This window comes from Chryseobacterium sp. Marseille-Q8038 (assembly GCF_965111995.1).
Genome location: NZ_CBCOPN010000001.1, coordinates 1,317,378 through 1,341,425 on the forward strand (window position 1 = coordinate 1,317,378; position 24,048 = coordinate 1,341,425).

The 24,048-nt window shown below is 35.9% G+C and carries 23 protein-coding genes; 2 read left to right on the top strand and 21 right to left on the bottom strand.

Annotation, left to right across the window (positions count from 1 at the left end):
* Positions 1–9: 9 nt before the first annotated feature.
* The 5 genes from ACWPWS_RS06115 to ACWPWS_RS06135 form a co-directional block, all read right to left on the bottom strand.
* Positions 10–645, bottom strand: coding sequence for a hypothetical protein (locus tag ACWPWS_RS06115; RefSeq protein WP_454045894.1), 636 nt, complete (start codon positions 643–645; stop codon positions 10–12).
* Positions 615–1,214, bottom strand: coding sequence for a hypothetical protein (locus ACWPWS_RS06120; RefSeq protein WP_454045895.1), 600 nt, complete (start codon positions 1,212–1,214; stop codon positions 615–617). Before ACWPWS_RS06120 ends, ACWPWS_RS06115 begins: the two co-directional genes overlap by 31 nt.
* Positions 1,211–1,915, bottom strand: a complete 705-nt coding sequence (locus ACWPWS_RS06125; RefSeq protein WP_454045896.1) for a CPBP family glutamic-type intramembrane protease — start codon at positions 1,913–1,915, stop codon at positions 1,211–1,213. The genes ACWPWS_RS06120 and ACWPWS_RS06125 overlap by 4 nt, the downstream gene beginning before the upstream one ends.
* Positions 1,916–1,994: 79 nt before the next feature.
* Positions 1,995–2,165, bottom strand: a complete 171-nt coding sequence (locus ACWPWS_RS06130; protein WP_454045897.1) for a hypothetical protein — start codon at positions 2,163–2,165, stop codon at positions 1,995–1,997.
* Positions 2,166–2,536: 371 nt separating this feature from the next.
* Positions 2,537–2,848: a hypothetical protein gene (locus ACWPWS_RS06135; RefSeq protein WP_454045898.1), complete on the bottom strand. Its 312-nt coding sequence runs from the start codon at positions 2,846–2,848 to the stop codon at positions 2,537–2,539.
* Between the two features lie 30 nt (positions 2,849–2,878).
* Between ACWPWS_RS06135 and ACWPWS_RS06140 the strand changes: the two genes are divergently transcribed.
* A complete protein-coding gene (locus ACWPWS_RS06140) occupies positions 2,879–3,457 on the top strand; it encodes a hypothetical protein (RefSeq protein WP_454045899.1) in 579 nt (192 codons plus the stop codon).
* A 50-nt stretch (positions 3,458–3,507) separates the two neighbouring features.
* Here the strand turns inward: ACWPWS_RS06140 and ACWPWS_RS06145 are convergent, their stop codons facing one another.
* From ACWPWS_RS06145 to ACWPWS_RS06170, 6 genes are all read right to left on the bottom strand, one after another.
* Positions 3,508–4,380 (bottom strand): hypothetical protein, encoded by an 873-nt coding sequence (locus ACWPWS_RS06145; protein WP_454045900.1) that lies wholly within the window; start codon positions 4,378–4,380, stop codon positions 3,508–3,510.
* Between the two features lie 106 nt (positions 4,381–4,486).
* On the bottom strand, positions 4,487–5,041 hold the full coding sequence (locus ACWPWS_RS06150) for a hypothetical protein (protein ID WP_454045901.1): 555 nt from the start codon (positions 5,039–5,041) through the stop codon (positions 4,487–4,489).
* A gap of 55 nt (positions 5,042–5,096) precedes the next feature.
* Positions 5,097–6,713 carry a polymorphic toxin-type HINT domain-containing protein gene (locus ACWPWS_RS06155; protein ID WP_454045902.1) on the bottom strand — a complete coding sequence of 539 codons (1,617 nt, stop codon included), beginning with the start codon at positions 6,711–6,713 and terminating at the stop codon, positions 5,097–5,099.
* A gap of 16 nt (positions 6,714–6,729) precedes the next feature.
* The gene (locus ACWPWS_RS06160) at positions 6,730–8,862 is read right to left on the bottom strand and encodes a type VI secretion system Vgr family protein (RefSeq protein ID WP_454045903.1); all 2,133 of its coding nucleotides are present in this window, start codon (positions 8,860–8,862) and stop codon (positions 6,730–6,732) included.
* A 442-nt stretch (positions 8,863–9,304) separates the two neighbouring features.
* A complete protein-coding gene (locus ACWPWS_RS06165) occupies positions 9,305–9,784 on the bottom strand; it encodes a MarR family winged helix-turn-helix transcriptional regulator (protein WP_209784621.1) in 480 nt (159 codons plus the stop codon).
* Positions 9,785–9,786: 2 nt separating this feature from the next.
* Entirely contained in the window at positions 9,787–10,275 is a 489-nt protein-coding gene (locus ACWPWS_RS06170; protein ID WP_454045904.1) for a GNAT family N-acetyltransferase, read from the bottom strand.
* 519 nt (positions 10,276–10,794) lie between these two features.
* Between ACWPWS_RS06170 and ACWPWS_RS06175 the strand changes: the two genes are divergently transcribed.
* Positions 10,795–11,682, top strand: coding sequence for a C1 family peptidase (locus ACWPWS_RS06175; RefSeq protein WP_454045905.1), 888 nt, complete (start codon positions 10,795–10,797; stop codon positions 11,680–11,682).
* A 185-nt stretch (positions 11,683–11,867) separates the two neighbouring features.
* Here ACWPWS_RS06175 and ACWPWS_RS06180 read toward each other — a convergent pair whose 3' ends face one another.
* The 10 genes from ACWPWS_RS06180 to ACWPWS_RS06225 form a co-directional block, all read right to left on the bottom strand.
* Positions 11,868–13,283, bottom strand: coding sequence for an efflux transporter outer membrane subunit (locus ACWPWS_RS06180; protein ID WP_209784624.1), 1,416 nt, complete (start codon positions 13,281–13,283; stop codon positions 11,868–11,870).
* A gap of 91 nt (positions 13,284–13,374) precedes the next feature.
* Positions 13,375–16,521, bottom strand: a complete 3,147-nt coding sequence (locus tag ACWPWS_RS06185) for an efflux RND transporter permease subunit (RefSeq protein WP_209784625.1) — start codon at positions 16,519–16,521, stop codon at positions 13,375–13,377.
* Positions 16,521–17,708 carry an efflux RND transporter periplasmic adaptor subunit gene (locus tag ACWPWS_RS06190; protein ID WP_454045906.1) on the bottom strand — a complete coding sequence of 396 codons (1,188 nt, stop codon included), beginning with the start codon at positions 17,706–17,708 and terminating at the stop codon, positions 16,521–16,523. The genes ACWPWS_RS06185 and ACWPWS_RS06190 overlap by 1 nt, the downstream gene beginning before the upstream one ends.
* 1 nt (position 17,709) lies before the next feature.
* A complete protein-coding gene (locus tag ACWPWS_RS06195; protein ID WP_065394571.1) occupies positions 17,710–18,165 on the bottom strand; it encodes a transcriptional regulator in 456 nt (151 codons plus the stop codon).
* A 117-nt stretch (positions 18,166–18,282) separates the two neighbouring features.
* Positions 18,283–18,795 carry an N-acetyltransferase family protein gene (locus ACWPWS_RS06200; RefSeq protein ID WP_454045907.1) on the bottom strand — a complete coding sequence of 171 codons (513 nt, stop codon included), beginning with the start codon at positions 18,793–18,795 and terminating at the stop codon, positions 18,283–18,285.
* A gap of 167 nt (positions 18,796–18,962) precedes the next feature.
* Complete coding sequence (locus ACWPWS_RS06205) at positions 18,963–19,193, bottom strand: DUF2007 domain-containing protein (RefSeq protein ID WP_209784627.1); 231 nt, start codon at positions 19,191–19,193, stop codon at positions 18,963–18,965.
* A 61-nt stretch (positions 19,194–19,254) separates the two neighbouring features.
* The gene (lat, locus tag ACWPWS_RS06210) at positions 19,255–20,580 is read right to left on the bottom strand and encodes an L-lysine 6-transaminase (protein ID WP_454045908.1); all 1,326 of its coding nucleotides are present in this window, start codon (positions 20,578–20,580) and stop codon (positions 19,255–19,257) included.
* A 114-nt stretch (positions 20,581–20,694) separates the two neighbouring features.
* Complete coding sequence (gene amaB, locus ACWPWS_RS06215) at positions 20,695–22,245, bottom strand: L-piperidine-6-carboxylate dehydrogenase (protein ID WP_209784629.1); 1,551 nt, start codon at positions 22,243–22,245, stop codon at positions 20,695–20,697.
* A gap of 475 nt (positions 22,246–22,720) precedes the next feature.
* A complete protein-coding gene (locus ACWPWS_RS06220; RefSeq protein ID WP_209784630.1) occupies positions 22,721–22,909 on the bottom strand; it encodes an Arc family DNA binding domain-containing protein in 189 nt (62 codons plus the stop codon).
* Positions 22,910–22,989: 80 nt separating this feature from the next.
* Positions 22,990–23,856: an SPFH domain-containing protein gene (locus ACWPWS_RS06225; RefSeq protein ID WP_454045909.1), complete on the bottom strand. Its 867-nt coding sequence runs from the start codon at positions 23,854–23,856 to the stop codon at positions 22,990–22,992.
* Between the last annotated feature and the right edge of the window lie 192 nt (positions 23,857–24,048).

The window sequence follows — 24,048 nt, forward strand, 5'->3', positions numbered from 1 at the left end:
AAGTCTTTTTTAATATGTTAATGGATTTAGCTCTATAAACTTAGAATAGGTAAAATTATAGGGTTGATTACTTAAATCATAGACTTTAACTTCATCAAACCATTTTTTTGACATTTTTATTAACGTATTTCTAATTTCTTTATATATAGTTAAACCATCTGCTGTGAAATATTTTGTCGCATTTTCTTCTGATTTAAATGGTTCTTCATCAATTAGAGTTAAGTCTTTGTAGCATTTATTGATATAGAAAGCAATTCTTCCTTTGGCTTCATGAACTTGTCTTTTATCAAAATCCCCTGCATCTAAACAGGCATCTAAACATATAAAACTGACATAATAAGTATAAAGAGCATGGAATAATACATATAAATCTCTATTTTCTATAAAAGTTCCATTAGGCAATTCAATAGTTTCTAAAACTGTTTCTTTAGGAACGTTGAAAAAATTTTCAACGTTGGAAAGTAGAGTATAAAAGATAACATGACCCGTTTGATGGGCAATATCATCAACAAAAAACACTTCATCATAATCTTCTTGGTAAGCGTTATAAAAACCTATGCCAACTGCTTTCTGAGTTGCAAAGGAATTTCTTTCATAGGTATCTGCATTAAAAATTATACATTTAGTAGCATATTTTTCAAGCAATTGAAATTGTGTTGGTATATTTTTTTTATAAGTTGATAAGCCCTAGTAAGCTTTTCCAAATGCTTTTCTGTTATCTGCTCTATTTCTACCTCTACTAATTTCTTATCAACATTAAAAAAGCATTGTTCTAAAAGTGGAATAGGATATTTTAGTATTTCTATCGAAGTGTTTTCTATTAAAGAAAAAGGCTCTAAAGTGAAGTCTACTTTTATATCATCCTTTTCTAAAAGCATTTCTTTCTTATAAAATACTAAGCTTGTATTATTTTTATTAGTGATGAACCAGCCTATATTGGGTATATAGAGTCTTCCAAAATTATCTGTTTGTACTAGAAATTTATTGCCTTTAGAAAATCCAGCTAGTATTTGTTCTAATTGTACAATACTACTATCACTTTTATTAAAATAAGAGAAAAAAAAAGGTTCTTGATAAATTGTTTCACTTTCAAAATCTAAATAATCAAAAATATCTGAATTTAGTTTATAAAGTAAAAGTTTAATATTTTGATTTTGTGTTTCCAATCCTTGTTCTAGAAAAGGTAACAATATGGGTTGTAAAGGGTTGTTCATATTATTTTAGAAAGAATAAATGGGATAAAATTGTTTACGGAATGGGCAACAAAGCTAGCCTCAAACCCCATCCTCACCCTCAAATAGCACAGTATAAATCCAGAAAAAATCTGAGGAGCGAATGTTATAAATGAATACATGATTAGGTTAGAAGTGACCCCATAGTTTCCTATGTGAAGAGCCCCAAATAAAAAACAGGATATGATAATAAATATCTTTTGATTTTTCTTCCAGAAATTAATTAATTTTTCACCTTCATATTTTTTAAAAAGGAAAAAGAATAATGTGAAAAGAACAATAAACGATAAAGTAAAATATATAACTAATTTAACAGTATAAAACCAATGTATATGAAAAATTAATCCATTTATCCATAATATTAAATATGCAATAGTTATTGACACATTAATCTTATTGTACACCAGCCAAAGTCTAAAAATAATTTCTTCTAATAAAGGACCTAAAAACACAAAAAAAAAGAAAGATTTTGTTAATTCTTCCATTTTGTTATCATAGACTAAAGGTGGAACAATTTTTTTTAACACTAAGACATATCTAATACATACAAATAGAAAAACAAAAGAATACTGTAGTAACAAAAAATATAAAATACTAACTGTTTTATTACGAAATGACAAAAGAAGAGTAATTTCTTTGGAAGGACAAAAATAAAAATAGAATAAGTTTCTAATATAAATCATTAGTTTGCATAATTAATCTATTATAAAATTCAAGGAAGAACTTTTGCTCTTCCTTAAATTTTTTAAAGCTTTAATACTATTAAAAAACATTTTTTATAAAATTTCCTACAGCTTTAACAAGTGCTCCACTAATACCATGACAATCGGTCCAATCTCCTCCTTCAACTTTTTGCATTACTTCTTCTGTTTGTACTTTTTCTGCCATCTTTTTAAAGGCATCAAGACTTAATTTTTTTGTTTGTTTTTTCATCTTTGTTTTTTTTTAGATGATTAATAATTTTTTCGAAGTTTCCATCATTGAAAACATTGAATCAAAAATAATACTTTTCCTAAATAAAAAAAGAAAAAACATATTATGTTAACAATTGATTATCAATTATTTAAAGAAAAAATATTTTATTAAAACGATAAAATACGTTTGTTTATTAACATGTAAAAGATGTTCATATAATAGTAATCACCAAAAAATGAATAAAACTAAAAAACACACAATAACATTTTTTTTAACCTCTGAAAAAATGTTCTAAACAAAATGAATTAAGGTGTAAATTTTAGCGCAAGTAATGTTTTTATGAGTATTATATAAGGCTTAAAAGACTAAATAATATGCAGAATAATACGTTATTTCGAGTTCTTCACCTGCAGTGCTCTCTGATAAAAAGATTGATTGGCAATTTTCTCCTCTGCTTCATCAATCGCAGCCAGGAGATTGTTTTTATTGTCTGCAATATCTCCTAAAATCCGGGCCATCAGTTCCCAAACGGGTTTCATTTGATCAATGAGTTCCTGTCCTTTTGATGTGAGCTTAAAAAGTCTTTTGCGTTCGTCCTGTTTATCCTTTTCCCATTGGATCAACTCAAGTTTCTCAAGTTCCTTAAGCAGTGTTATGGTGGATGGATGGGTATACCCTATTTCGTTGGCTATCTCTACCACACTCGCGATTTCTTTTTTGTAATCGTAAAAATGACCGAAAACGAAGCATTAGCCTTGAATAATCATATGTACTATTCAAAGAGTTCCGAAAATGCTTATTTGAGAAATCTGATGATGGAACGTGGCTGGATAAAGTCTGATCCTGAAATAACAAAGCTATTAGAAAATGGAAATGAGGCTTTTCGACAAAACGTTGTAATGAGGATATTGACTGAAACTCCTGAGAAAGTTTTTTTCAATAATTGCCCAAAGTGTAATAAGCTTGCCCGTACTCCCTATGCAAAGCAGTGCAGACATTGTGGATACAGCTGGCATGATGTTACTGCTAAATTTAAGATTGATAGTGTCTTTCAGCTTACCAACAGAAGCTTTTATCTGCTTGGGGAAATTATAGAAGGAGAAATACAGCCAGGTCAATTGATGGATTTAACGGTAGTAGGGCTTCATAAAAAAATTACAATTGGATCTATTGAATTAGCTGATAGAATGAATAACGGAAAACCATGGAACGGGATCGGCCTTGGAACCAATGAACTAACGGAAGAAGAAAAACAGCATTTAAAACAAAAATCTTTTCTTAATCCTATCATCAATATTTCCCGATCATAGTGTATAGCTCTTGAAAAGGCCGTTTGTTGCCACTATTTGTTTAAAGCTAATTATTTACTATTTAAATCCATATCCATTAAATAAGCCAGATGTTCATGCATTTTTTCTACAAAATGAAGCTCAGCATTCAGGATCTTAGCTGTTGATTTTTCAAAATTGTATTTGGTTTTGATACTGAATTCAAATTGGTCAGTAGAAAAATCTTTCTCCTTTTCATAAAGCTTTTTGATATGGCTTTTCATAAGTTCGTCCTGGTTGTTCAGTACGGAATGAAACTCTACAAAAAGATTGTCGTTTTCTTCTTCAAGTTTTACCAGTTTCAACTGATAGTGATATTCTACCCCATCAATCAGCCTGGAATGAATATTTGACGGACTGAATAGAAAACTGTAATATTCATTAGGAGGAAATATCAGGTTATAAACTTCCGGCAGTAAAAGAATGTATTGCAGATTCTTCTTCAATTCAACATCAAAGTTTTTCAATCCCTTTTCATAATTTGTAATCAACTTATTTTGATCCTTTTCCTCCGGGAAAGCACTCGCCAGCTTATTCTCTTTCCATTCTTCCCAATTTTTCCAAAGATCAGGTTTATTCTCAATAGAAAGTATTTTCCCGCTAAGATTTCTTTTCAACTGAATATTGCGGGAAATATCTGCAAGGGTAAGACTTTGCAACAAAAAAGGCTTCATCAAAGTATCATCAGTATCACCCGTGATTTCCTGTAGCTTTATGGTGTTGTTGATATCATGATCTCTTTTTTCCTGTTCAATAATAATATCTGATGAGGTTTTTAATGAGATTGGTTTGTTCTCTTTACCCATCATAAAAGTATTCTCTACCTTCAGGGTGTATTCCTGTGAGAACTTTTCCAGTTGAAAAAGAGGAATATTTTCCCCGAATAAAAAATTTGAAATACTCATTTCATTACTATTGTATACTCTGAATGCCTTTATTGCTGAAAATGAATTTTATATATTTTGATTCTAATTCCAGTTTCTGATTGATAGTCATATTTACAATAAATATTTATGCAGGAACAGATGGAAGCTGATTAAAAAGATTCTGATAATCTAACAATGCTTCATAATCTAAATAATTTTTAGGAGCATCGAACCAATGTTTGGATAAGTCTGCAGTTCCAAATTGTTCGATGAGTACTGTTTTTTCATTTTCTTTTACAAATTCCTTCAAAAAAACATTGTCTTTCTTCTTATTTGAATAGAATAATAGTGTTTTTCCAAGATCACCATACCAGGAAATTTGTTTTAAAAAAATTTTATTGTTACTATATCCCTTAAAATCTCCTTTAACGATGTCACCTTTGGAAAAGACTATCATTAAATTATGCTTAAGTATATTGTTATCGTAAAAATTTAATATTATACTCATAGAATCAATGGTGACCTGGCAATAAGGTTTTTCATCTTTATAAAAGTTAATACTATATTCGAGTTCATTTTCAAAAGCATATCTGGCCCATTCATCAGGGGTATATTTTAAAAACTTCTTTGGAACATTTTGGCTAAATTCCGTTGATAAATGAACTTCTAATGTAGTTTGTTCATCCATTATCTTTTCCATAAGTCCATTATACTTCGAAAACTCTGTTTTATACATTTTTATAATAAATTTTTAATTAAATTAATCCGGAAAGATTATCCACTATTTCTACTCCTTTTTTTCTTGCATGCTCAAGAACTTCTTTACTTAAGTTACCAACTTTTTCAACATGTAATATTACTTTATCTCCAGCTGAGTTTATTACTTGCCCTGTCTGTGTCATAGGTTTACCATTATATTTTGCTGCATCATCAATATAACTTTTGATTGTTTTATCTGAAATTTTACTTAGATCACTGGCTTTACGTTCAATAATTTTAAAAGTCCCGTCAGCATTTTCTATTAATCCATCTATTTTTCCAACTTTCCCTTTCTTTAATAAGACTTCAACTTCATGAGAATATTTAAACCCTTTTTCTAATGCTTGCTTTCTTAATTCGCTATTCCATACTAAATTAAAAAAATATCCACGTCTAACTTTCTGAAACCATTTCTGAGATTCCAACATCATCTGAGACAAGCATCTGCCAGAATTATGTACCAGTAAGGCTAAAAGGCCTACAAAATAGGTATGAAAATGAGCTACCGTAAAGTTATAAACTTTTTTAGGTTCATAGCTATATTCAGTTTTTTCAATGGTGACTTTAGTGTCATCTTTGGTCCAAATCTTTTCGCCAATTTCTAATTCTGAAGCATCTTTCCAACCTTCTTCAGTATAAAAAGGATGTATTGCCGTTGTTTCAATCACTTCAGCTTCGGTATAAATACTAATGGTATGGTCACTTTCATTGATGATAAAATCAATAACCGGCTGAAGCGCTACAGTATCGGTATCTTCATCATAAGCCCACACCTGGTCTCCGATTTGGACATCTTCAATATTTTTAATCCCATGTTCGGTATGCACGGGTGTTCCGGCTGGAAAACAGGCAAAAACACAGGTCTTGAGCAATTTCTTGGCTACATCATCCACACTTTTCTTTAAAGCTTCTTTACTCAGCTTTTTTAGTGCAGCTTTCCCCATCTGTTGCAGAGCTTCTTTAGAGATGGCTTTTGCTCCTGCTTTTATAGCACCTTTTATTCCTGCTTTTGCTCCCTGCATGGCTACGGTTCCGGTTCCGAAAGAAACCACACCTACGGCTATGGAAGCGACATCCCAGATTAAAAATCCGGCATTCATAAGGCCGCCGCCTACATCTCCGGTTTGTATATCATTGATAAGGTCACGACCGCTCCCCCAAACCGGGATCATACCTTCTACAAAACCTGCCTCTCCTACACTATCGCCATGTCCACTGTCGTCAAGTTCACGCTGTGCCTGATCCTGCATATCTTTTACCTCCTTGGCTGCATCATCCGGAAGTGGAACCTGTCCACTGGTCATAAATTCTATCTTCCCGCCTATAGGACATTGACAGGTACTTTTTCCTATCAAAGACCGGATCCCGTTAATTTTCACCTGCCAGGTATCCTGCCATGTCATAGGAACAGTAGTAGGTGTACAAGGTCCTCCGCTGATTTTACACACCTTAAAGGAAGGGATATTAATAAGAGGAGTAGCATCCTGATTGGTTGCCACAAGACAGCCATGGATTTTCACCTTCGTATTGAACGTAGGTTTAAAGAAATCCGGAGCTGCCCCCTGGTCACACATCATCAGGGCATTGAGGGTTATGTATTCTAATTCATCCATGATTTCGGTTTTAGAATTACATAATATTGGTATCTCCTGAAGACACCACAGCGCTTGGTCCGCCGGTAATAGTAAGTGGCGAATCTGTGCTGATATCCATAGGACCGCCTTTACTTGACAATCCCAGAGCTCCGGTAAGTGCAGTGATATCAATCATTCCTTTTCCTGCTGAAGCCATAATACCTGCTTCGGATATGGTGATAGAATTATCTCCTACCTGTAGGGTAATACTTGTTTTTCCGTCAAGGGTAATATTTCCGCCTGCATCCATTTTCAACAGTGATTGTGGCGGAGCATCTTTTTTACCTCCCACATTGATGACATTGGAGCTTCCTGCATTCACAGTATGGTTGCTATTTGCATTGGTAGTAGCATTTCCGGTTCCGTCAAAATTCATATTGGCACCGCCCTGATCTTTAAGATTCATAGATCCGGCTCCATTGTCATATTTCAATTCGGCACCGCTTCGCCCACTGAAACTCATAACATTATTTCCAGTGCCGCCACCAGCTCCAATTCCGCCATGATACATTCCCCCCATCACAAAAGGACGGTCGGGATGAAGATGTACAAAATTGATAATGACCTGATCTCCCACTTCAGGAATAGACATAAATCCTCTGTTTTTGCCTACCTTTTCACTGCTTCCGGCATCAGGAGACATTACACGGATAAATTCTGTGGTATCCTGGCCAGTTTGCCAGTCAAGCTGAACCTGCACACGACCTTGATTTTCAGGATCGGTATTGGAAACTACTTTTCCAAACTGGGGTTCCGCCACCGGAACAGTAAATTCAGGTCTTGGAATAAATCCGGTATCAGAAGCTATGGCCTGGAAAGATCCGTCATAGTAACCGCGGGCATCCACCCGATGGGTTACCTCTATAAGCATTAATTTAGTGAAATAAGAGGTCTCGTTAGTATCTGTTTTACGCATCTGAATATCCGCAATACACCCTGGATAAAGAAAAGGAACGGTTGTATTACCGGAAGTTACAAAAACTTCTGAAGCTTTACTTCCTGCAGTTCCCTTTTGAGAAGCATCAATATCCATAAAAGATGATGCTTTGATAGGCGCCACTCTTAAAGATGGGGTTTGAAAAGTTTTTTCTGAAATTTCATAAGCCCTCTTTGCAATGTCTGAGGTATGCGTTATTTTTGAGCTTCCGCCTTTAAATTTTTCGTTTTTACTACTGTTATATCCATAAAATGAAGGATTCACATGTTGAGCTTTCATTTTGATTTTAACATCCGTCAGATTACTGCCATAGGTTAGCAACACTGGCTTTTCTTGCGGCGGCAATTGTCCGAAATGTAAAACTTCTCCATCATAGAAAAATTGTTCTCCATAAGCTTCAGCAATTCTAGCCAGATAGTTATAATGGGTTTCTCCGTATTGAGAACTGTAAGATACATTGCCATGGCGGGCATCTATTCTGAAGTCAAATTTCCCCTGCCCTAATCCTTCTTTAATCACTTCATTGGCGATGCTGTTCAGACTAATGGGCTGGGCTCCGCCGAAACTTTGAATATGAGGGGCAGCATCTAACAAAATTGTTGGGCTGAAACCTGACAGCACAAGATTACCCAGGCTTCCTTTTTCCTGGCTGAATCCAACTTCCGTGATCACTCCTACAAAATTTCGCTCAGCTCCGCCTTCCACATCTTTATATTTGAAAACCACAGTAATCCTTTTTCCCAGGAAATTCTGTATTTCTTCAAGATTATGATTTTCTGCACTTCCTAACGTATCATGAGCAAGAATGAGCTCAAACTCGTGATGTTTGGTTGCACTTTGAGTAAGGCTAAAATGTTTGAAATATTTTATAGGTTTACCTTCCACATGGATATCAAGCTTCACTACCCGGTTGATTCCTACGATGGCACTCTCCGGAATACTGTCAGCATTGAATATTTTAGAAGTAGGCTGTTTAACCCAAAGTTTATCCTTAATTATGGATGGCTCATTGGGCAGTAAAGGCTGGTTTAGGAATTGTTTTCCTGTATTCACCATATTGACTGCGTTATTCACTTTTGAAGCAGCTTTCTTTACTTCTTTAACTTTTTTATTGTCTTTGATTTTGCTTACAAAATCAGTCTTGTCTGAATCTATTTCCGGCTTGGGAAGATTATTCTGTTCCTTAAACATGACATCTTTTTTTTAGTGTATGGCTTAATTGAATAAGGTGAGACCCTTCGGTTCAAGGAATCAATCTACAAGCATGTAACGGTCTCTTGAACAAGCTCTTCAATGATTGACCTGAGATGGGTGCAGTGGGAATTTTCAGAAAAATAATTCCGCTTTAGATACTTGGTAACACTTTAAAAAGTGGTTGATTTCGGTATTTTTTCATAAGTTTTTTTAGTGATTTTGGTATTGCAATATATAACCTTAAATATTCACTCCAAAATGAATTACCGATTATTTGGAAAATTGTCGTAGTTCTACGACAATGAGTTTTCAATAAAGCTTTTTCACATTATTGAACAAAAAGACCTATTATCATTAGATGACCAGTAAGAAGGAATTAATTTTTTTATTTTTTATACATTACTATTTACTAAAGTATGTAGAGGAAATGCTCCGATATTTACTTGGAATTTTTACGTTGCAGTGCCCTCTGATAAAAAGACTGGCTGGCAATTTTCTCTTCTGCTTCATCAATCGCAGTCAGCAGATTGTTTTTATTATCTGCAATATCTCCTAAAATCTGAGACATCAGCTCCCAAACAGGCTTCATTTTTTCAATAAGTTCTTGCCCTTTGGAAGTCAGCATAAACAGCCTTTTTCTTTCATCCTGTTTATCTTTCTGCCATTGGATCAGTTCCTGTTTTTCGAGTTCTTTAAGCAGCGTTATGGTAGATGGATGGGTATACCCTATTTCATTGGCTATCTCTACCACACTCGCTATTTCTTTTTTATAAATTGTAAAAATAACCGGAAACCATTTCAGTTCAAAATCAATTCCGAATGCTTTATAGATAAGCGCTCCATCTTTCCTCAATTGTTCACTGAGGCGGTGAAGTCTGGTTGATATGGCAAGAATGCCTGCTTCGTTGATCACATTCATATTCAGTCAATATTTAAATGGTAAAAAATATCGTCAGCGCTCATTAAAGGGAATTTCACAGGAAGATCGCTTTTTCCAGTCTTCAAAAAATCATTCCTCTCATAGAAACGCTGTGCTGCTTTCAGTACCGTTATGGTTCCCAAATATAGATCGTTAATTCCGTTTTTGCGACAGAAAGAAATTAAAACATCCAACAATTCCTGTGCAATGTTCAGTTCTTTGCCTCTGAACTCTTTTTTAACAAACATTTTTCTGATCGCTCCTGCCTTTTCATCAAACTTCACCAATGCAATGGAACCTACCAGTTCGCCATCCACAAAAGCACCCCAAAAATTTCCCCCGGCTTCCTTATAAAAACTTTCAATCTGCAATAAATCAGGTTGATCCTCTATCGTAATAGGAATATTGAATTCTTTCTGCTGAATTGTCAAAATCAAGTCAATAGCCTGTTCTGAATAAGAATTTCCTATGGATTGTATCTCTAATTTCATAATGCTTGTATTTTAAAGTACAAAACTACGTAGTTAAATACATATATACAAGTTGATTTTTATTTTTAAAGAAATTTAACACGGGTTATCCGAGACCGTAAGTTCTACATGTAATGATATGTATCCATTTTTTTACATACACATTAATATCTACTCACAAAAATAGAAAGCCTGAAGCGACAACACTATGAGACAACAATCACAGTAAAACTATTACAGCAAGTGGGAATTGAACTTTCCGAACCTATACTTCCATCTCTTTGAATAGAAAAACAATGAACTTTCCATTCATCGAAAACCAGGTAAAAACTCTCCTGTAACGGATCACGGGATCCTCTTTTATAATTTTACATTAAAACGCATGAAATAATGAATAATATCAATAATGACAAACAAAACTAATAAATAAAACAAATAAACACATAAAAAAGGTTAAAACATTGATTAATTTTTAAAATATATTTTAAAAATTTAAAAATAATATATACTTTCGCATGATAAATTTTAAATAATACATTTATGAAAAATCTAAAATTATTAGCTATCGTATTGGGAATGCTATCTCTGTCTTCATGTAACAGAAATGAAGAAGAGCAAAATACTCAGCAACCTAATAAAGAAAATCAAGCAATGCGTTCATTAGGAGCTGTATTAGTAGATGAGAAAACCTACGATTCATTTGCTAAAGCTGATATAGAAGCATTAACAATGAAATTTAAAGGCAAATCTGCAATTGCAGCAGCAGCTACGATTCCATCAAGTTACAGCATACCAAACACCCCTCCAATACTAAATCAGGGACAGGAAGGCTCATGCGTTGCTTTTGCTACAGCGTATGCTGCTGCAAGTACTCTGGAACATAATTTTAAAGGGATAACTAATCCAAGAAGTCCAGAATACGTATATAATCAAATAAAATTAAGCGGCTGCCCTAATGGAACTTATATATCCCGTGGATTAAATTTAATAAAAGATCAAGGAGTGTGCAGCTGGAATGAAATGCCCTATACAGATGTTGAGTGTTCTACACAGCCTAATGCTACTCAAAAAACTGCAGCGAGCACGCATAAATTTACAACATGGGCTACTGTAGATAAAACAAATATCAATAATGTAAAGACCCTTCTAAGTATGAATTTACCAATTATCATTGCCGTTACGGTAGATGGAAGCTTTGATAATTTAAGTTCAGCAAACAATTGGATATGGAAAAGCCATTCTGGTGCTGTAAGAGGTGGGCATGCCATTTGCGTAGTGGGTTATGACGATGCTAAACAAGCCTTTAAAGTACAAAATTCCTGGGGTACAACATGGGGAGACCATGGATTTTTCTGGATAAATTATGCATTCTTTGCTAAGACTACCAATGGAGCTATTAATGAGTCTTATGTAGCATATGTACAATAGAAAAAGAGTATAAAATTAATCGTGGCCGGGGGATTTTATTCCGGCCATTTTTTATGGTCTTTTACACCTGAAAATTTAATTTTATAAGTAAATTCTGATTCACTCTAACTTTTGGATGTTTGTAAATAAAAAAACGTATGCCATTACTGACATACGTTTTTATGATATTATATTACAAAACACGGTTACTTCCAGCCTCCGCCTAAAGCCTGATAAAGCTCTACGGCAGCTTTCATTTTACTGTATCTTGCATTGGAAATGTTCAATTCCGCATTCAAAGAATTTACACTGGCGTTCAACACTTCAAGATAGTTGGCCATACCATAGTTTACCAATTCCTGAGAATAGTCAACCGATTTTTTGTAGGCATCCAGTTCGTGCTGTTTTAATTCAATAAATGAATCCTGTACAGAGAAAACTCTGATAGCATCTGAAACTTCTTTTCCGGCAGTAAGCACTGTTTTTCTGAAGTTCAGATAAGCCGTTTCCTGATTGGCAAGACTTACGTCATAGTTGGTCTGGATCTGTCTCTTGTTCAGAATTGGTTGAGCAAGTCCTGCCACTACATTCGCAAACAATGAATTTACACTGAATAAGTGGTCAATATCTACAGACTGAAGCCCTCCACTCCCTGTTAATTTTAAAGTAGGATAAAACTGTGCTTTGGCTGCATTCGTCATTTGGAAAGCATTCATTAAGTTAAATTCTGCTCTCATTACATCGGGACGATTAGCCAGAAGCTGGGTCGGATATCCCAGTTTTAAGTCAATCGGAAGTTTTTGTCCTTCCAGGGTAGATCTTTCAATAGAATGAGAAGGCTCACCCATTAAAAGACTCATCGTGTTTTCAAGCAGCTGGATCTGTGTATCAATATCAATCAATAATGATTTGGCATTGAAAACAAGCGCCTCGCTTTGTTGTACGGCTACTTCTGTTACTGTTCCGGAAATCTTCAGCGCTTTTGTAGTCTCTAAGTTTTTCTCACGTACAGCGATGGTTTCCGTGATAATTTTCTTCTGGGCATCAAAAGTAAGCAATTGATAATAGGCAGAAGCAATGGATGAAACAAGGCTGCTTTTTACTGCTTTATGGGCAGCAACAGTTCCTAAATAAGTCGCTAACTGCGCTTTCTCCTGCGCTTTTAATTTTCCCCAGATATCAGCTTCCCATCCGATACTGGCTGTAATGTCAAACTGGTTCACATAACGTCTTGATCCGATAATCTGTCCAAACTGCGTATTGATAGACTGGGTCTGAAACGTATAGTTGGGCCCTACAGAAAGTGTCGGCTGATAGGCCGCTTTGCTTTGCTTCAGATAAGCTTCTGCAGAATTAATACTTTCCAGGGCAATTCTGATATCAAGATTGTTTTCCAGCGCCTTAGAAATATGCCCCTGCAATATCGGATCAGTAAATATTTCTTTCCATGAAATATCTGCGATACTGGCACTGTCTGAAGGAAGCATATCTGTACGGAACAGCTTTTCGTCTACAACGTTCTTCGGTCTTTCATATTCTTTTCTTGCCATACAAGATGAGATGGCTCCGAGTATGAACACTGAAAAAGTGATTCCTTTTATGATGTTTAATAAACTCTTCATTATTTTTAATTAGAAGTTAGAGTTTAGAAGTTAGAAGTTAGTTTTTAGACTCATCTCTAATGTCTAACTTCTAATTTCTTAAATCTTAATTTTATTCTGCTAAATTGATATCTTCTTTTTTGATAGGCTTAATTTTTTCCTGTAATGTTTCAAAGATGACATACAATACCGGAATAACAAATAATCCTAAAACCGTTCCTATCAATAGTCCAATTGCTGCACCTGTCGCAATAGATCTGTTACCTACTGCACCAATTCCACTGGCCAATACTAACGGTAATAAACCGAAGATAAAGGCAAATGATGTCATTAGAATTGGTCTCACTCTGGCTTTCGCTGCATTGATAGCTGACATGACAATCGTTTCGCCATGATGCCTTCTCTGAACAGCAAATTCAACAATAAGGATTGCATTTTTCGCCAGTAGCCCAACGAGCATGATCAGGGCAATCTGGAAATAAATATTATTTTCCAAGCCCATTATCTTCTGCCCGAAATAAGCTCCCATTACCCCAAGAGGAAGGGAAATTACAACAATCAGCGGAAGAATATAACTTTCATACTGTGCAGAAAGAATAAAGTAAACAAAGACCAAACTCAACCCGAAGATCAGAAGGGTCTGAGATCCTGAATTTAATTCTTCTCTGGTCAACCCGGTAAATTCTACCGCATAGTTTTGATTCAGCGTTTCTTCAGCAACCTGCTGTACAGCGGCAATAGCATCTCCGGAACTGTATCCGTCAGAGTTGGCTCCGGTCACTTTCACTGAAGTAAACAGATTATAACGGCTTACAGATTGTGGTCCGTAGGCTTTTTTCAATGTTACAAACTGTGAAATCGGAGACATGATCCCTGAACCTGTTCTTATATAAAGTTCGTTCAGATTTTCAATATTCTTTCTGTTTTCAGGAAGAGCCTGCACCATTACCCTGAACTGTTTCCCATACTTGGTAAAGTCAGCGGTATAAACACCTCCGATATACCCTTGCATGGTTGCCAGAATATCATTTACAGAAACTCCAAGCTGCTTGCTCAGAGGAACATTAATTTCCATCTGATACTGAGGATATTTTGTATTGAAAGAGGTCTGTGCAAACTGAATTTCCGGTCTCTGCATCAGCTTACCGATGAATTCATTGGTTTTATTATCCAGATCAGCATATTCTCCACCTGATTTATCCAGCAATACCATTTCAAAACCGGCACTGTTACCAAATCCTGGTACACTTGGAGGTTGGAAGAATACCACTTTTGCATCAGGTACAGATCCTACAATTCCAAATAATTTTTTGGTGATATCTTCAGAAGTCTGACCATCTTTTTTTCTTTCTTCGAATGGTTTTAGCTTTACAAAGGCAAGACCGTTGTTACTTCCGTTTCCGGACAAGAATCCTCTTCCTGTAGAAATCGTTACGTTCTGAACTCCCGGAACTTTCAATGCTTTAGCCTGAAGTGTTTTCAAGGCATTATAAGTTCTTTCCATAGAGGCTCCCGGAGGAAGCTGAACATCGGTAAAGATAATTCCTCTGTCTTCTGTAGGTACAAACCCTTTCTTCATACTGCTGCTTGCCCAGAATAAAATACCTCCGGTAATAGCGAAAATAATAAGGGTTACCCATTTATGTCTTAACAGAAATACAAACCCTCTTCCGTAACGCTCAGTTGTCGTTTTAAAAGCTATATTGAACTTATAGAAAAATTTCTGTAGAATGTTTAAGTTCTTGTACTCTGCATGATGCGCTTCGTGAGGTTTCAGGAATAATGAACATAAAACCGGGCTCAACGTTAACGCATTAATTGCTGAGATAATGATTGCAATGATCAGCGTAATACCAAACTGTTGGTAGAATACCCCAGTAGGACCAGTAATAAACGTCACAGGGATAAATACCGCTGCCATTACCAGGGTAATAGAGATAATTGCTCCTGTGATTTCATCCATTGCTTCCACCGTGGCTTTTTTCGCATCGGAAATACCGTGCTCCATCTTCGCATGGACAGCCTCGACGACCACAATGGCGTCATCCACCACAATACCAATGGCAAGTACCAATGCAAAAAGGGTCAATAGGTTTAATGAGTATCCGAAAAGATTCAGGAAGAAGAACGCCCCTACAATAGATACCGGAACTGCAATAGCCGGGATCAGGGTAGATCTGAAGTCCTGAAGGAAAATATATACAACAATAAATACTAAGATGAATGCTTCAATCAGGGTATGAACTACCTTTTCAATAGAAGCTTCCAGGAATTCATTGGTATCAAAGTTAAAGGTATATTTAATTCCTTTAGGGAAAGTTCCTTCTGCCGATTTCAGATAAGTTTTGATATTTTTAATAATCTCCTGTGCATTGGATCCCGGAGTCTGGAAAATCCCCATACTGATGGAAGGATTGTTTCCGTTTTCCCCGATTCCTGTGTAAGACTGACCTGCCAGTTCTACTTTAGCAACGTCTTTCAGCATCAGGTTTTGTCCGTTTGCAAGAGATTTAATGATGATATTATCATACTGTTCTTTATCGTTGAATTTACCTACATATTTGATGATATATTCAAAAGAACTTCCACTGTTCTGGCCGATTGAACCTGCAGCCGCTTCTCTACTCTGCTCGTTGATAGCATTGGTAACATCCGTAGGAGTCACACTGTAGGCTGCCATTTTTGCCGGGTCCAGCCAGATTCTCATCGAGTAGTTTTTACCTCCGAAAACGTTGGCATCCCCTACACCATTTACCCTTTTCAGGTTTGGAATAATATTAATATTCAAAAAGTTCTGAAGATATACGTCATCCAGATCTTTATTTTCAGAATAGAAAGACATATACATCAGGGCACTTGTCTGCTGCTTCTGGGTAACAACTCCCGATCTCGTTACTTCGGATGGAAGAAGTGGTGTTGCTCTTGCGACACGGTTCTGTACGTTTACCGCTGCAATATCCGGATCAATTCCTTGTTTAAAGAAAACCTGGATTTGGGCAGAACCGTCATTTCCGGCACTGGAAGTAATATAATCCATTCCTTCCACCCCGTTGATCTGCTCTTCCAAAGGCACCACTACACTTTTCATCACCGTCTCAGCGTTGGCTCCCGTATAGTTTGCGGAAACACTCACCGTAGGAGGTGCAATGTCCGGATACTGTGTAACCGGTAACGAGATCAGTCCCAGCACACCGAGAATCACAATCAAAATTGAGATTACGGTAGATAAAACCGGCCTGTTAATAAAGTTTTTTATCATTAGAATTTCGGTTTTATTGATTGAACAAGACTATCCATTTTGATGGGCTTCGGCTTCACTGCTGTTCCCGGTTTCAGACCTCCGATACCAGCTGCAATAACAGTTTCGCCTTTATTAACTCCTGATTTGATCAGAGCCATATTGTCGATTCTGTCAATAACGTTAATTACAACGTTTCTTGCAGTATCTCCTTTTTCTACTTTGTATACATAAACAATACCTTGTTGTTCGTAAGTAGCACTTTCAGGAACTACCAAAACATTGTCATAACGTTGAGGGAATCTGATGGTTCCGCTGTTACCGTTGCTCAATAATTTCTGAGCATTGGAGAACGCCACTCTGAACTGAATGGTTCCTGTAGTAGGATCAATCTGACCGGTAATGGCTTCAATTTTTCCTTTTTCAGGATATAGGCTGCCGTTTGCTAACTGCAGTTCAACCATTGGTAAGTTTTTGATTTTCTCAGACATAGAAGCCCCAGGAGCTTTTTCAAGGAAATCAAAATAAGCTTTTTCATTCATTGCGAAATAAGCAAAGATCTCAGAAGTATCAGAAATCGTTGTCAGAGGAGTCTGATCAGATGGTCCTACCAAACTTCCGACTTTTAAAGGAAGTCTTCCGATCACACCTGAAATAGGTGCACGAATGATGGAATATTCGATATTGGCTTCTACTCCTTTATAATTGGCTTCAGCCTGTCTTTTGGCAGCATTGGCCTGCTGTAACTGAGCCTGAGCCTGAGCCAACTGAGCCTGAGCAGTCTGTAATTGTACGTTACTGATGATATTTTTCTGAACCAGAGGTTTTAGTTTGTTTACTTCAACCTGTGCAGCATTTACAGAAGCCTGAGCAGCAGCAACACTGGATGCAGCAGCACCGATTCCGGCTTTGGAAGCTGCGGCGTTTTCATTCAGAATATTGGTTTCCAGACGGAACAAAGGCTGCCCTTTGGTAACATATTGTCCTTCATCTACCAATACCTGGGTAATATACCCCTGTATTTTTGCACGTACATCATTGTTTACCCTACCCTGAATGGTAGCCGGAAACGTCTGATAACCCACTATATTTTTTGACTCCACGGAAACAACCGGATAGGGCTTGGCACCATCCTGCTTCGGAGCTTCTTTTTTGCAGGCAGTTAGTGAAAACGCTGCAAGGGAAAGTATAACTAGCTTATTATTCATTTTATAGTTTATTAAGAGATTCCTGTATATTTTCTATGTTTTTATTTAAGAGTGCTTTGTAAACTTCTATTCTTTCATTGTATCCATCGTCTTTACTTTTTTTAAAATTGTTTAAATCATCTAATAATTTTAGTTCGTCCTGCATTTTTTGGACAATTTTCTCGAATCGTATTTTTTTGTATTCATCATTGATGAAAAAATATCGTTTGCGCTCATCCATCTTATTATGATCAACAATAAGCTGGGCGTTCAACAGCAAAGAAATACTGGTGGAAACAGAGCTTTTGCTGGCGGATAACACTTCAACAAACTCGTCAAAAGTAATTCCTACTTTCTCATAGTCAAAAAGAAGGTAGGAATAAATTTTCGATGCTAAAGGGGGTAAGCTGAACACGGTGCCATAGAATTTTACGGCATCCTGAAAAATTTTCTCATCAATTTCTATACTTTGGTGCATAATATAAAAATTTTGAACAAAAGTAGAAATTAGTTCAGAACCAAACGAACAAACCTGATAGAGTTTATAAATACAGGGCGTTTTAAAAATTCAATGAAATAGGATTTAACTTTTGGCTTAAAATATAATCTTCTCAAAAGCTTTTCTCATTCCGTCTCTTAAAAGAACTTCTCCACAATAAGAATAACCTCTGCCTTCAAGAATTTTCAACATAGCAATATTGTCATGGTTCGTATCTACTTTAATACTCTGAATTCCATGGGATTTTGTAAATTCTTCGATATGGTCAAAAAACTTTTTCACCATACCCTGTCCTGCAAATTTTTCATCTACAGCAACTCTGTGAACCACTACAAATTCACCATCGCTCAGCCATGCGCCTTCAATAGTACTGTAAGCGGGTTCATCATTTAAAATCAAAGCTGCATACACAGCAATCTCTCCATCTACCGTCAGAACATGCCCGAATCCTTTGGCAATATCACTTTCTACGGTTCCAAGATTAGGGTATCCGTTCTGCCATTGGGTGCTTCCATCCTGTCTTCTTCTTTCGATAGATTGCTGGATGATTTCCCAAATAATGTTCCTTTCTTCAATTTCCGCTTTTCTTAGTTTAATGTCTGGGTTCATGTGGTAAAATTTGATTTAAAAATTAAAAAATTGAATGATTAAAAAATTAGAATAAGTAATAATTGCAAGAATAATTTTTTTTAATGGTTTGTAATTAATTAAAAAACCGAAAACTAATAAGATTAATTTTCGGTTTGAAGTAGTAAAATTTAAAATTATGAAATTGTTTATTGATTTTCACTTTGTTGAAGGTAAGCATCAATAATTTCAAATGCTTTTTTTTCATCTTCCAAATCTACCATTACCTTCAGCGAAGTAGCTGTTGGGGTTGTAGTAAATGTAAGATAGTTATTTTCAACGGTATTTGTAATTTGAGCGTCATCCAATTTAGACTTAACCAACTGAATTTCTGAAGGATTATCACTTACATAAACTGATACTCTCGTACTTCTTTCCATATTCTAACTGTTTAAGTATCTAAATATACGATATATTTTTTTAAATTACAAATCCCGGGTTTTAAATTTTATTAATCTTGTTTTCAATTTTATCTAAAGCAAGCTGGATTTCTTCTTTAGTAACATTCAAATGAGGTCTGAAACGAAGAGACTGATCTCCACAAGGAAGAATAATCAATCCATCGTTAAAAAGCTCATTCATCAGGTGATTTCTCTGCTCTACAGTTGGAAGATCAATAGCACACATTAAACCTCTTCCTCTTGCATTTGAAATTTTTTCAGGATACTTTTCAGCCATGGCTTTTAAGCTTTCTAATAAAAAATCTCCAACTACTCTTGCATTCTCCACAAGGTTTTCTTTTTCGATAACTTCCATTACCAGTTGGAAACGAAGCATATCGATAAAGTTCCCTCCAAATGTAGAATTGATTCTTGAACTTTCTCTGAAAACATTGTTTGGAACTTCATCAAACTTCTCTTTGTTGGCCAAAACACCACAAACCTGAGCTTTTTTCCCGAAAGAAATGATATCCGGTTTTGCTGTAAAATGCTGGAAAGCCCACATTTTCCCTGTAATGGCAATACCTGTCTGAACTTCATCAAAAATAAGTAAGATTTCGTTGTCATCACAGATTCTTCTTAATCCTAATAAGAATTCGTCTCTGAAATGATTGTCACCTCCTTCTGCCTGAATAGGTTCAATGATGATACAAGCCACTTTATCAGGGTTCATCAGAATAGCCTCTTCAATCTGAAGCAGCGCAAGGTTTTCATTTTTGATGGTTTCTTCAAGGTTCTCTTCTGTAATCGGGAATTTTAATTTTGGATTTAAAATTCTCGGCCAGTTGAACATTGGGAAATATTGGTACTTTCTTGGGTCAGAAGTATTGGTTAAACTTAAAGTATAACCGCTTCTTCCATGGAAAGCCTGTTTGAAATGGATACAGATTCCTGCTTCCGTTTCCAGTCCTTTTGCAAAGTTTTTGCGGGTTTTCCAGTCGAAGCATGCCTTCATAGCATTTTCAACGCCCATAGTTCCGCCTTCGATAAAGAACGCATATTGTAATTCTTCCGGGATAACCACTCTTTCGAATACTTCAAGGAAATGAGCGTATTCTTCTGAGTAAACATCAGCCAAAGTAGGTTTGTTTACAGCCATTCTTCCTAACCACTCTGATCTTTCTACAAGATAAGGGTGATTGTATCCGATGGATGCTGATGCAAACATAGAGAACATATCCAGGTATTCTCTGTCTGTCAATTTATCATAAAGCCATGATCCGTGTGATTTTTCAATGTCCATCACAAAATCGAAACCGTCTGCAAGAACATGTCTTCCTACTGTTTCTTTTACTTTATTTGCTTTTATATCTAATGTGTGTTCCATAATAAATTTGTAGTGTGATTTAATAAGTGAATGTTCAAATGGCTCAAAGAATGAAACATGTAACCATTCAGGTTATTAATTTTTTTTGTTTTTTAAGTGCTTTAAGTAAAGCTTTTATAAATCGAATTTAATACCTTGTGCTAAAGGAAGTTGCGCGGTATAATTTATAGTATTGGTTTGTCTTCTCATATAATACTTCCAGGCATCAGATCCTGATTCTCTTCCTCCTCCGGTTTCTTTTTCACCCCCGAAAGCTCCACCAATTTCAGCACCGGAAGTCCCGATATTTACGTTGGCAATACCACAGTCTGAACCAGCATGGGAAAGGAATAACTCTGCTTCTCTCAAGTTCTGAGTCATGATAGCAGAAGATAATCCCTGAGGAACATCATTCTGAATAGCGATAGCTTCTTCTAATGTTTTGTATTTGATAAGATATAAGATAGGTGCGAAAGTTTCGTGCTGAACAATCTCATAAGAGTTTTTCACTTCTGCCACGCAAGGCTTCACATAGCATCCGGATTCGTAATCTTTTCCTGTTAAAACGCCTCCTTCAACAACGAATTTCCCGCCTTCTTTTTTACATTTTTTGATCGCTTCTTCGTACTGGTTTACAGCATCCGTATCAATAAGTGGTCCCACATGGTTGTTTTCATCCAATGGATTTCCGATTTTCAGCTGCCCGTAAGCTTTTGTTAATCTTGTTTTCACTTCATTGTAAACACTTTCGTGGATGATCAGTCTTCTTGTTGAAGTACATCTCTGGCCTGCAGTTCCTACCGCTCCGAAAACAGCTCCGATGATTGACATGTCGATATCAGCTTCTTTTGTAATGATAATCGCATTGTTTCCTCCTAATTCAAGGATAGACTTCCCGAATCTTTCAGCTACTTTCGAAGAAACCATTCTTCCTACTCTTGTAGATCCTGTGAAAGATACCAGCGCTACTCTTTTATCATCTACTAATTTCTGTCCGATTTCGTGGTCTGATACCAATACACTTGAAATACCTTCAGGAAGGTTATTTTCCTTCAGAACTTCCATCATGATATTCTGGCATGCAATAGCACAAAGTGGTGTTTTTTCTGATGGCTTCCAGATGGTAACATTACCACAGATCCATGCCAGTGCCGTATTCCAAGACCATACAGCCACCGGGAAATTGAATGCAGTAATGATTCCTACTACTCCAAGCGGGTGGTATTGCTCATACATTCTGTGTCCTGGTCTTTCAGAGTGCATGGTGTACCCCTGAAGCTGTCTTGAAAGTCCTACCGCAAAGTCACAGATGTCAATCATCTCCTGAACTTCACCAAGTCCTTCCTGCAATGATTTACCCATTTCATAAGAAACAAGTTTACCAAGGTCATCTTTATATTCTCTTAATTTTAAGCCCAGCTGTCTTACGATCTCTCCTCTTTTGGGAGCCGGGATCAGCCTGAATTCCTGAAATGCCTTTTGAGCAGTTTCAATTACTTTGTCATAATCACTTTCTCCGGAAGTTTTTACTTTAGCGATCAACTTTCCGTCCACAGGAGAAATGCTTTCTATCACCTTTCCTGAAGCGAAATATTTCCCGCCTGTTGAGGTACCTTTGTTCTCTTCTTTAATACCTAAATTTTTCAGCGTTTTTTCGATTCCGAAATCCTTTACTTTTTTTGACATAAAATCTTACTTTTCGTTCTCTCTAAAGATAAAAATATTATGTGAACCTCAAAACTTTAATTTTTAATACGCTTTTTATTTGGACTAATTATAAACATGCTTATCTTTGTAGCGTAATCTTTTTGATAATCACCAATGGAAAATTCACAAGAAAACAACTCAAAGCTTAAAAAGTGGTTCAAGCGTGTGGGATGGGCAGGATTAGCTTTCTTTACCATTAAAGGCTTGATTTGGCTCGTTATATTCTACGTTGGAGCAGATAGTCTCCAGAGTTGTATACAATAAAAAAGCAGAGAAATTTTCTCTGCTTTCTTTTTTAGGCGAAGGTTAACTGAATTGTTATTTCTTTATTGAAAAGCTAAAAAAGGAGGCCTTTTTTATACTTTCTGTAATTTTAAAAAGGGGAAAAATATTCGATTTCTGTGCGAGTATTTCCCAAAAAGCTTATTTTTCCTGTTTGATCCACCCTTTTAAACTACTCTTTCTTCTTCCTCCCTGCGTTAACAAGGCTCTGATGCAACAGGAATTCTATCTGTCCGTTCACACTTCTGAATTCATCATTGGCCCACTTTTCAAGGAGTTTATAAGTAGACTCATCTATCCTTATCACAAAGGATTTTTTACCTTTGCTTTCCGAAGAGTTCTGAGCTTTTTCTGATTTCATTTTCTAAATTCTCTAACATTATTTCTAACTATTTTAGCGCAGAAATATCTTCACTAAAATCTAACTGTTAATTTTCACTTTTAATTGTAAAGTGTTCCTGCATTTAATATTGGAGTTGCTGCTTTTTCACCGCAAAGAACTACCATTAAATTGCTTACCATTGCAGCCTTTCTTTCATCATCCAATTCAACGATATTGTCTTCTGAAAGTTTTTTCAATGCAAGGTCTACCATTCCCACAGCTCCTTCTACAATTTTGGTTCTTGCAGCAACAATTGCTGTAGCCTGTTGTCTCTGAAGCATTGCTCCCGCAATTTCCGAAGCATAAGCCAAATGCGAAATTCTTGCTTCCTGAATTACAATTCCTGCTTTAGAAAGACGATCTGTAAGCTCCTGTTCCAAAATAGAATTGATTTTATCACCTCCTTCTCTCAATGTAATCGGAGCATGATCATCTTCTAAATTATCATAAGGAAAGCTCATCGCTAAATGTCTCACAGCTGCCTCACTCTGCATTTTTACAAAGTCAGAATAACGCTCTACATCAAAAGCAGCTTTGTAAGTATCTCCCACTTTCCATACGATTACAACGGCAATTTCAATAGGGTTACCCATTTTATCATTGACTTTCAAAGTCTGACCCTGTAAATTTTCAGAACGTAAAGATATTTTCTGTGATGAATACAAAGGATTGATAAAGAATAACCCATTCTCTTTTACACTCCCTACATACTTTCCAAAAAAGTTTAACACTCTTGAATGGTTAGGCTGAATAATCATTAACCCTTTTAAGAAAAAGCACGAAAGAAGAAAACAAAGCATAGCGATAGCCACATAGACGATACTTTGATCTACTCCACTAACAAAGAAATAAACTGCTACAACAAACAGGGCAAGGCAGATGACCAGTGTAAGATAACCCGACATGGGTTTTAATGTTTTTTCCATGATTGAATTTTTAATTTGATATTATTTTGATATCATAAAGATACTAATGAATTTTGAATTATAAATGATAAATTTTGAGTTTTTTGAATGAGGTGCGGGTTTCGGGATTTGAGATGCGGGTATTTTAACTGACGCAAAGTTCACGAGGTTAATTTATTAGGATGCATTATATTTTTGTTCGCAAAGCCACTT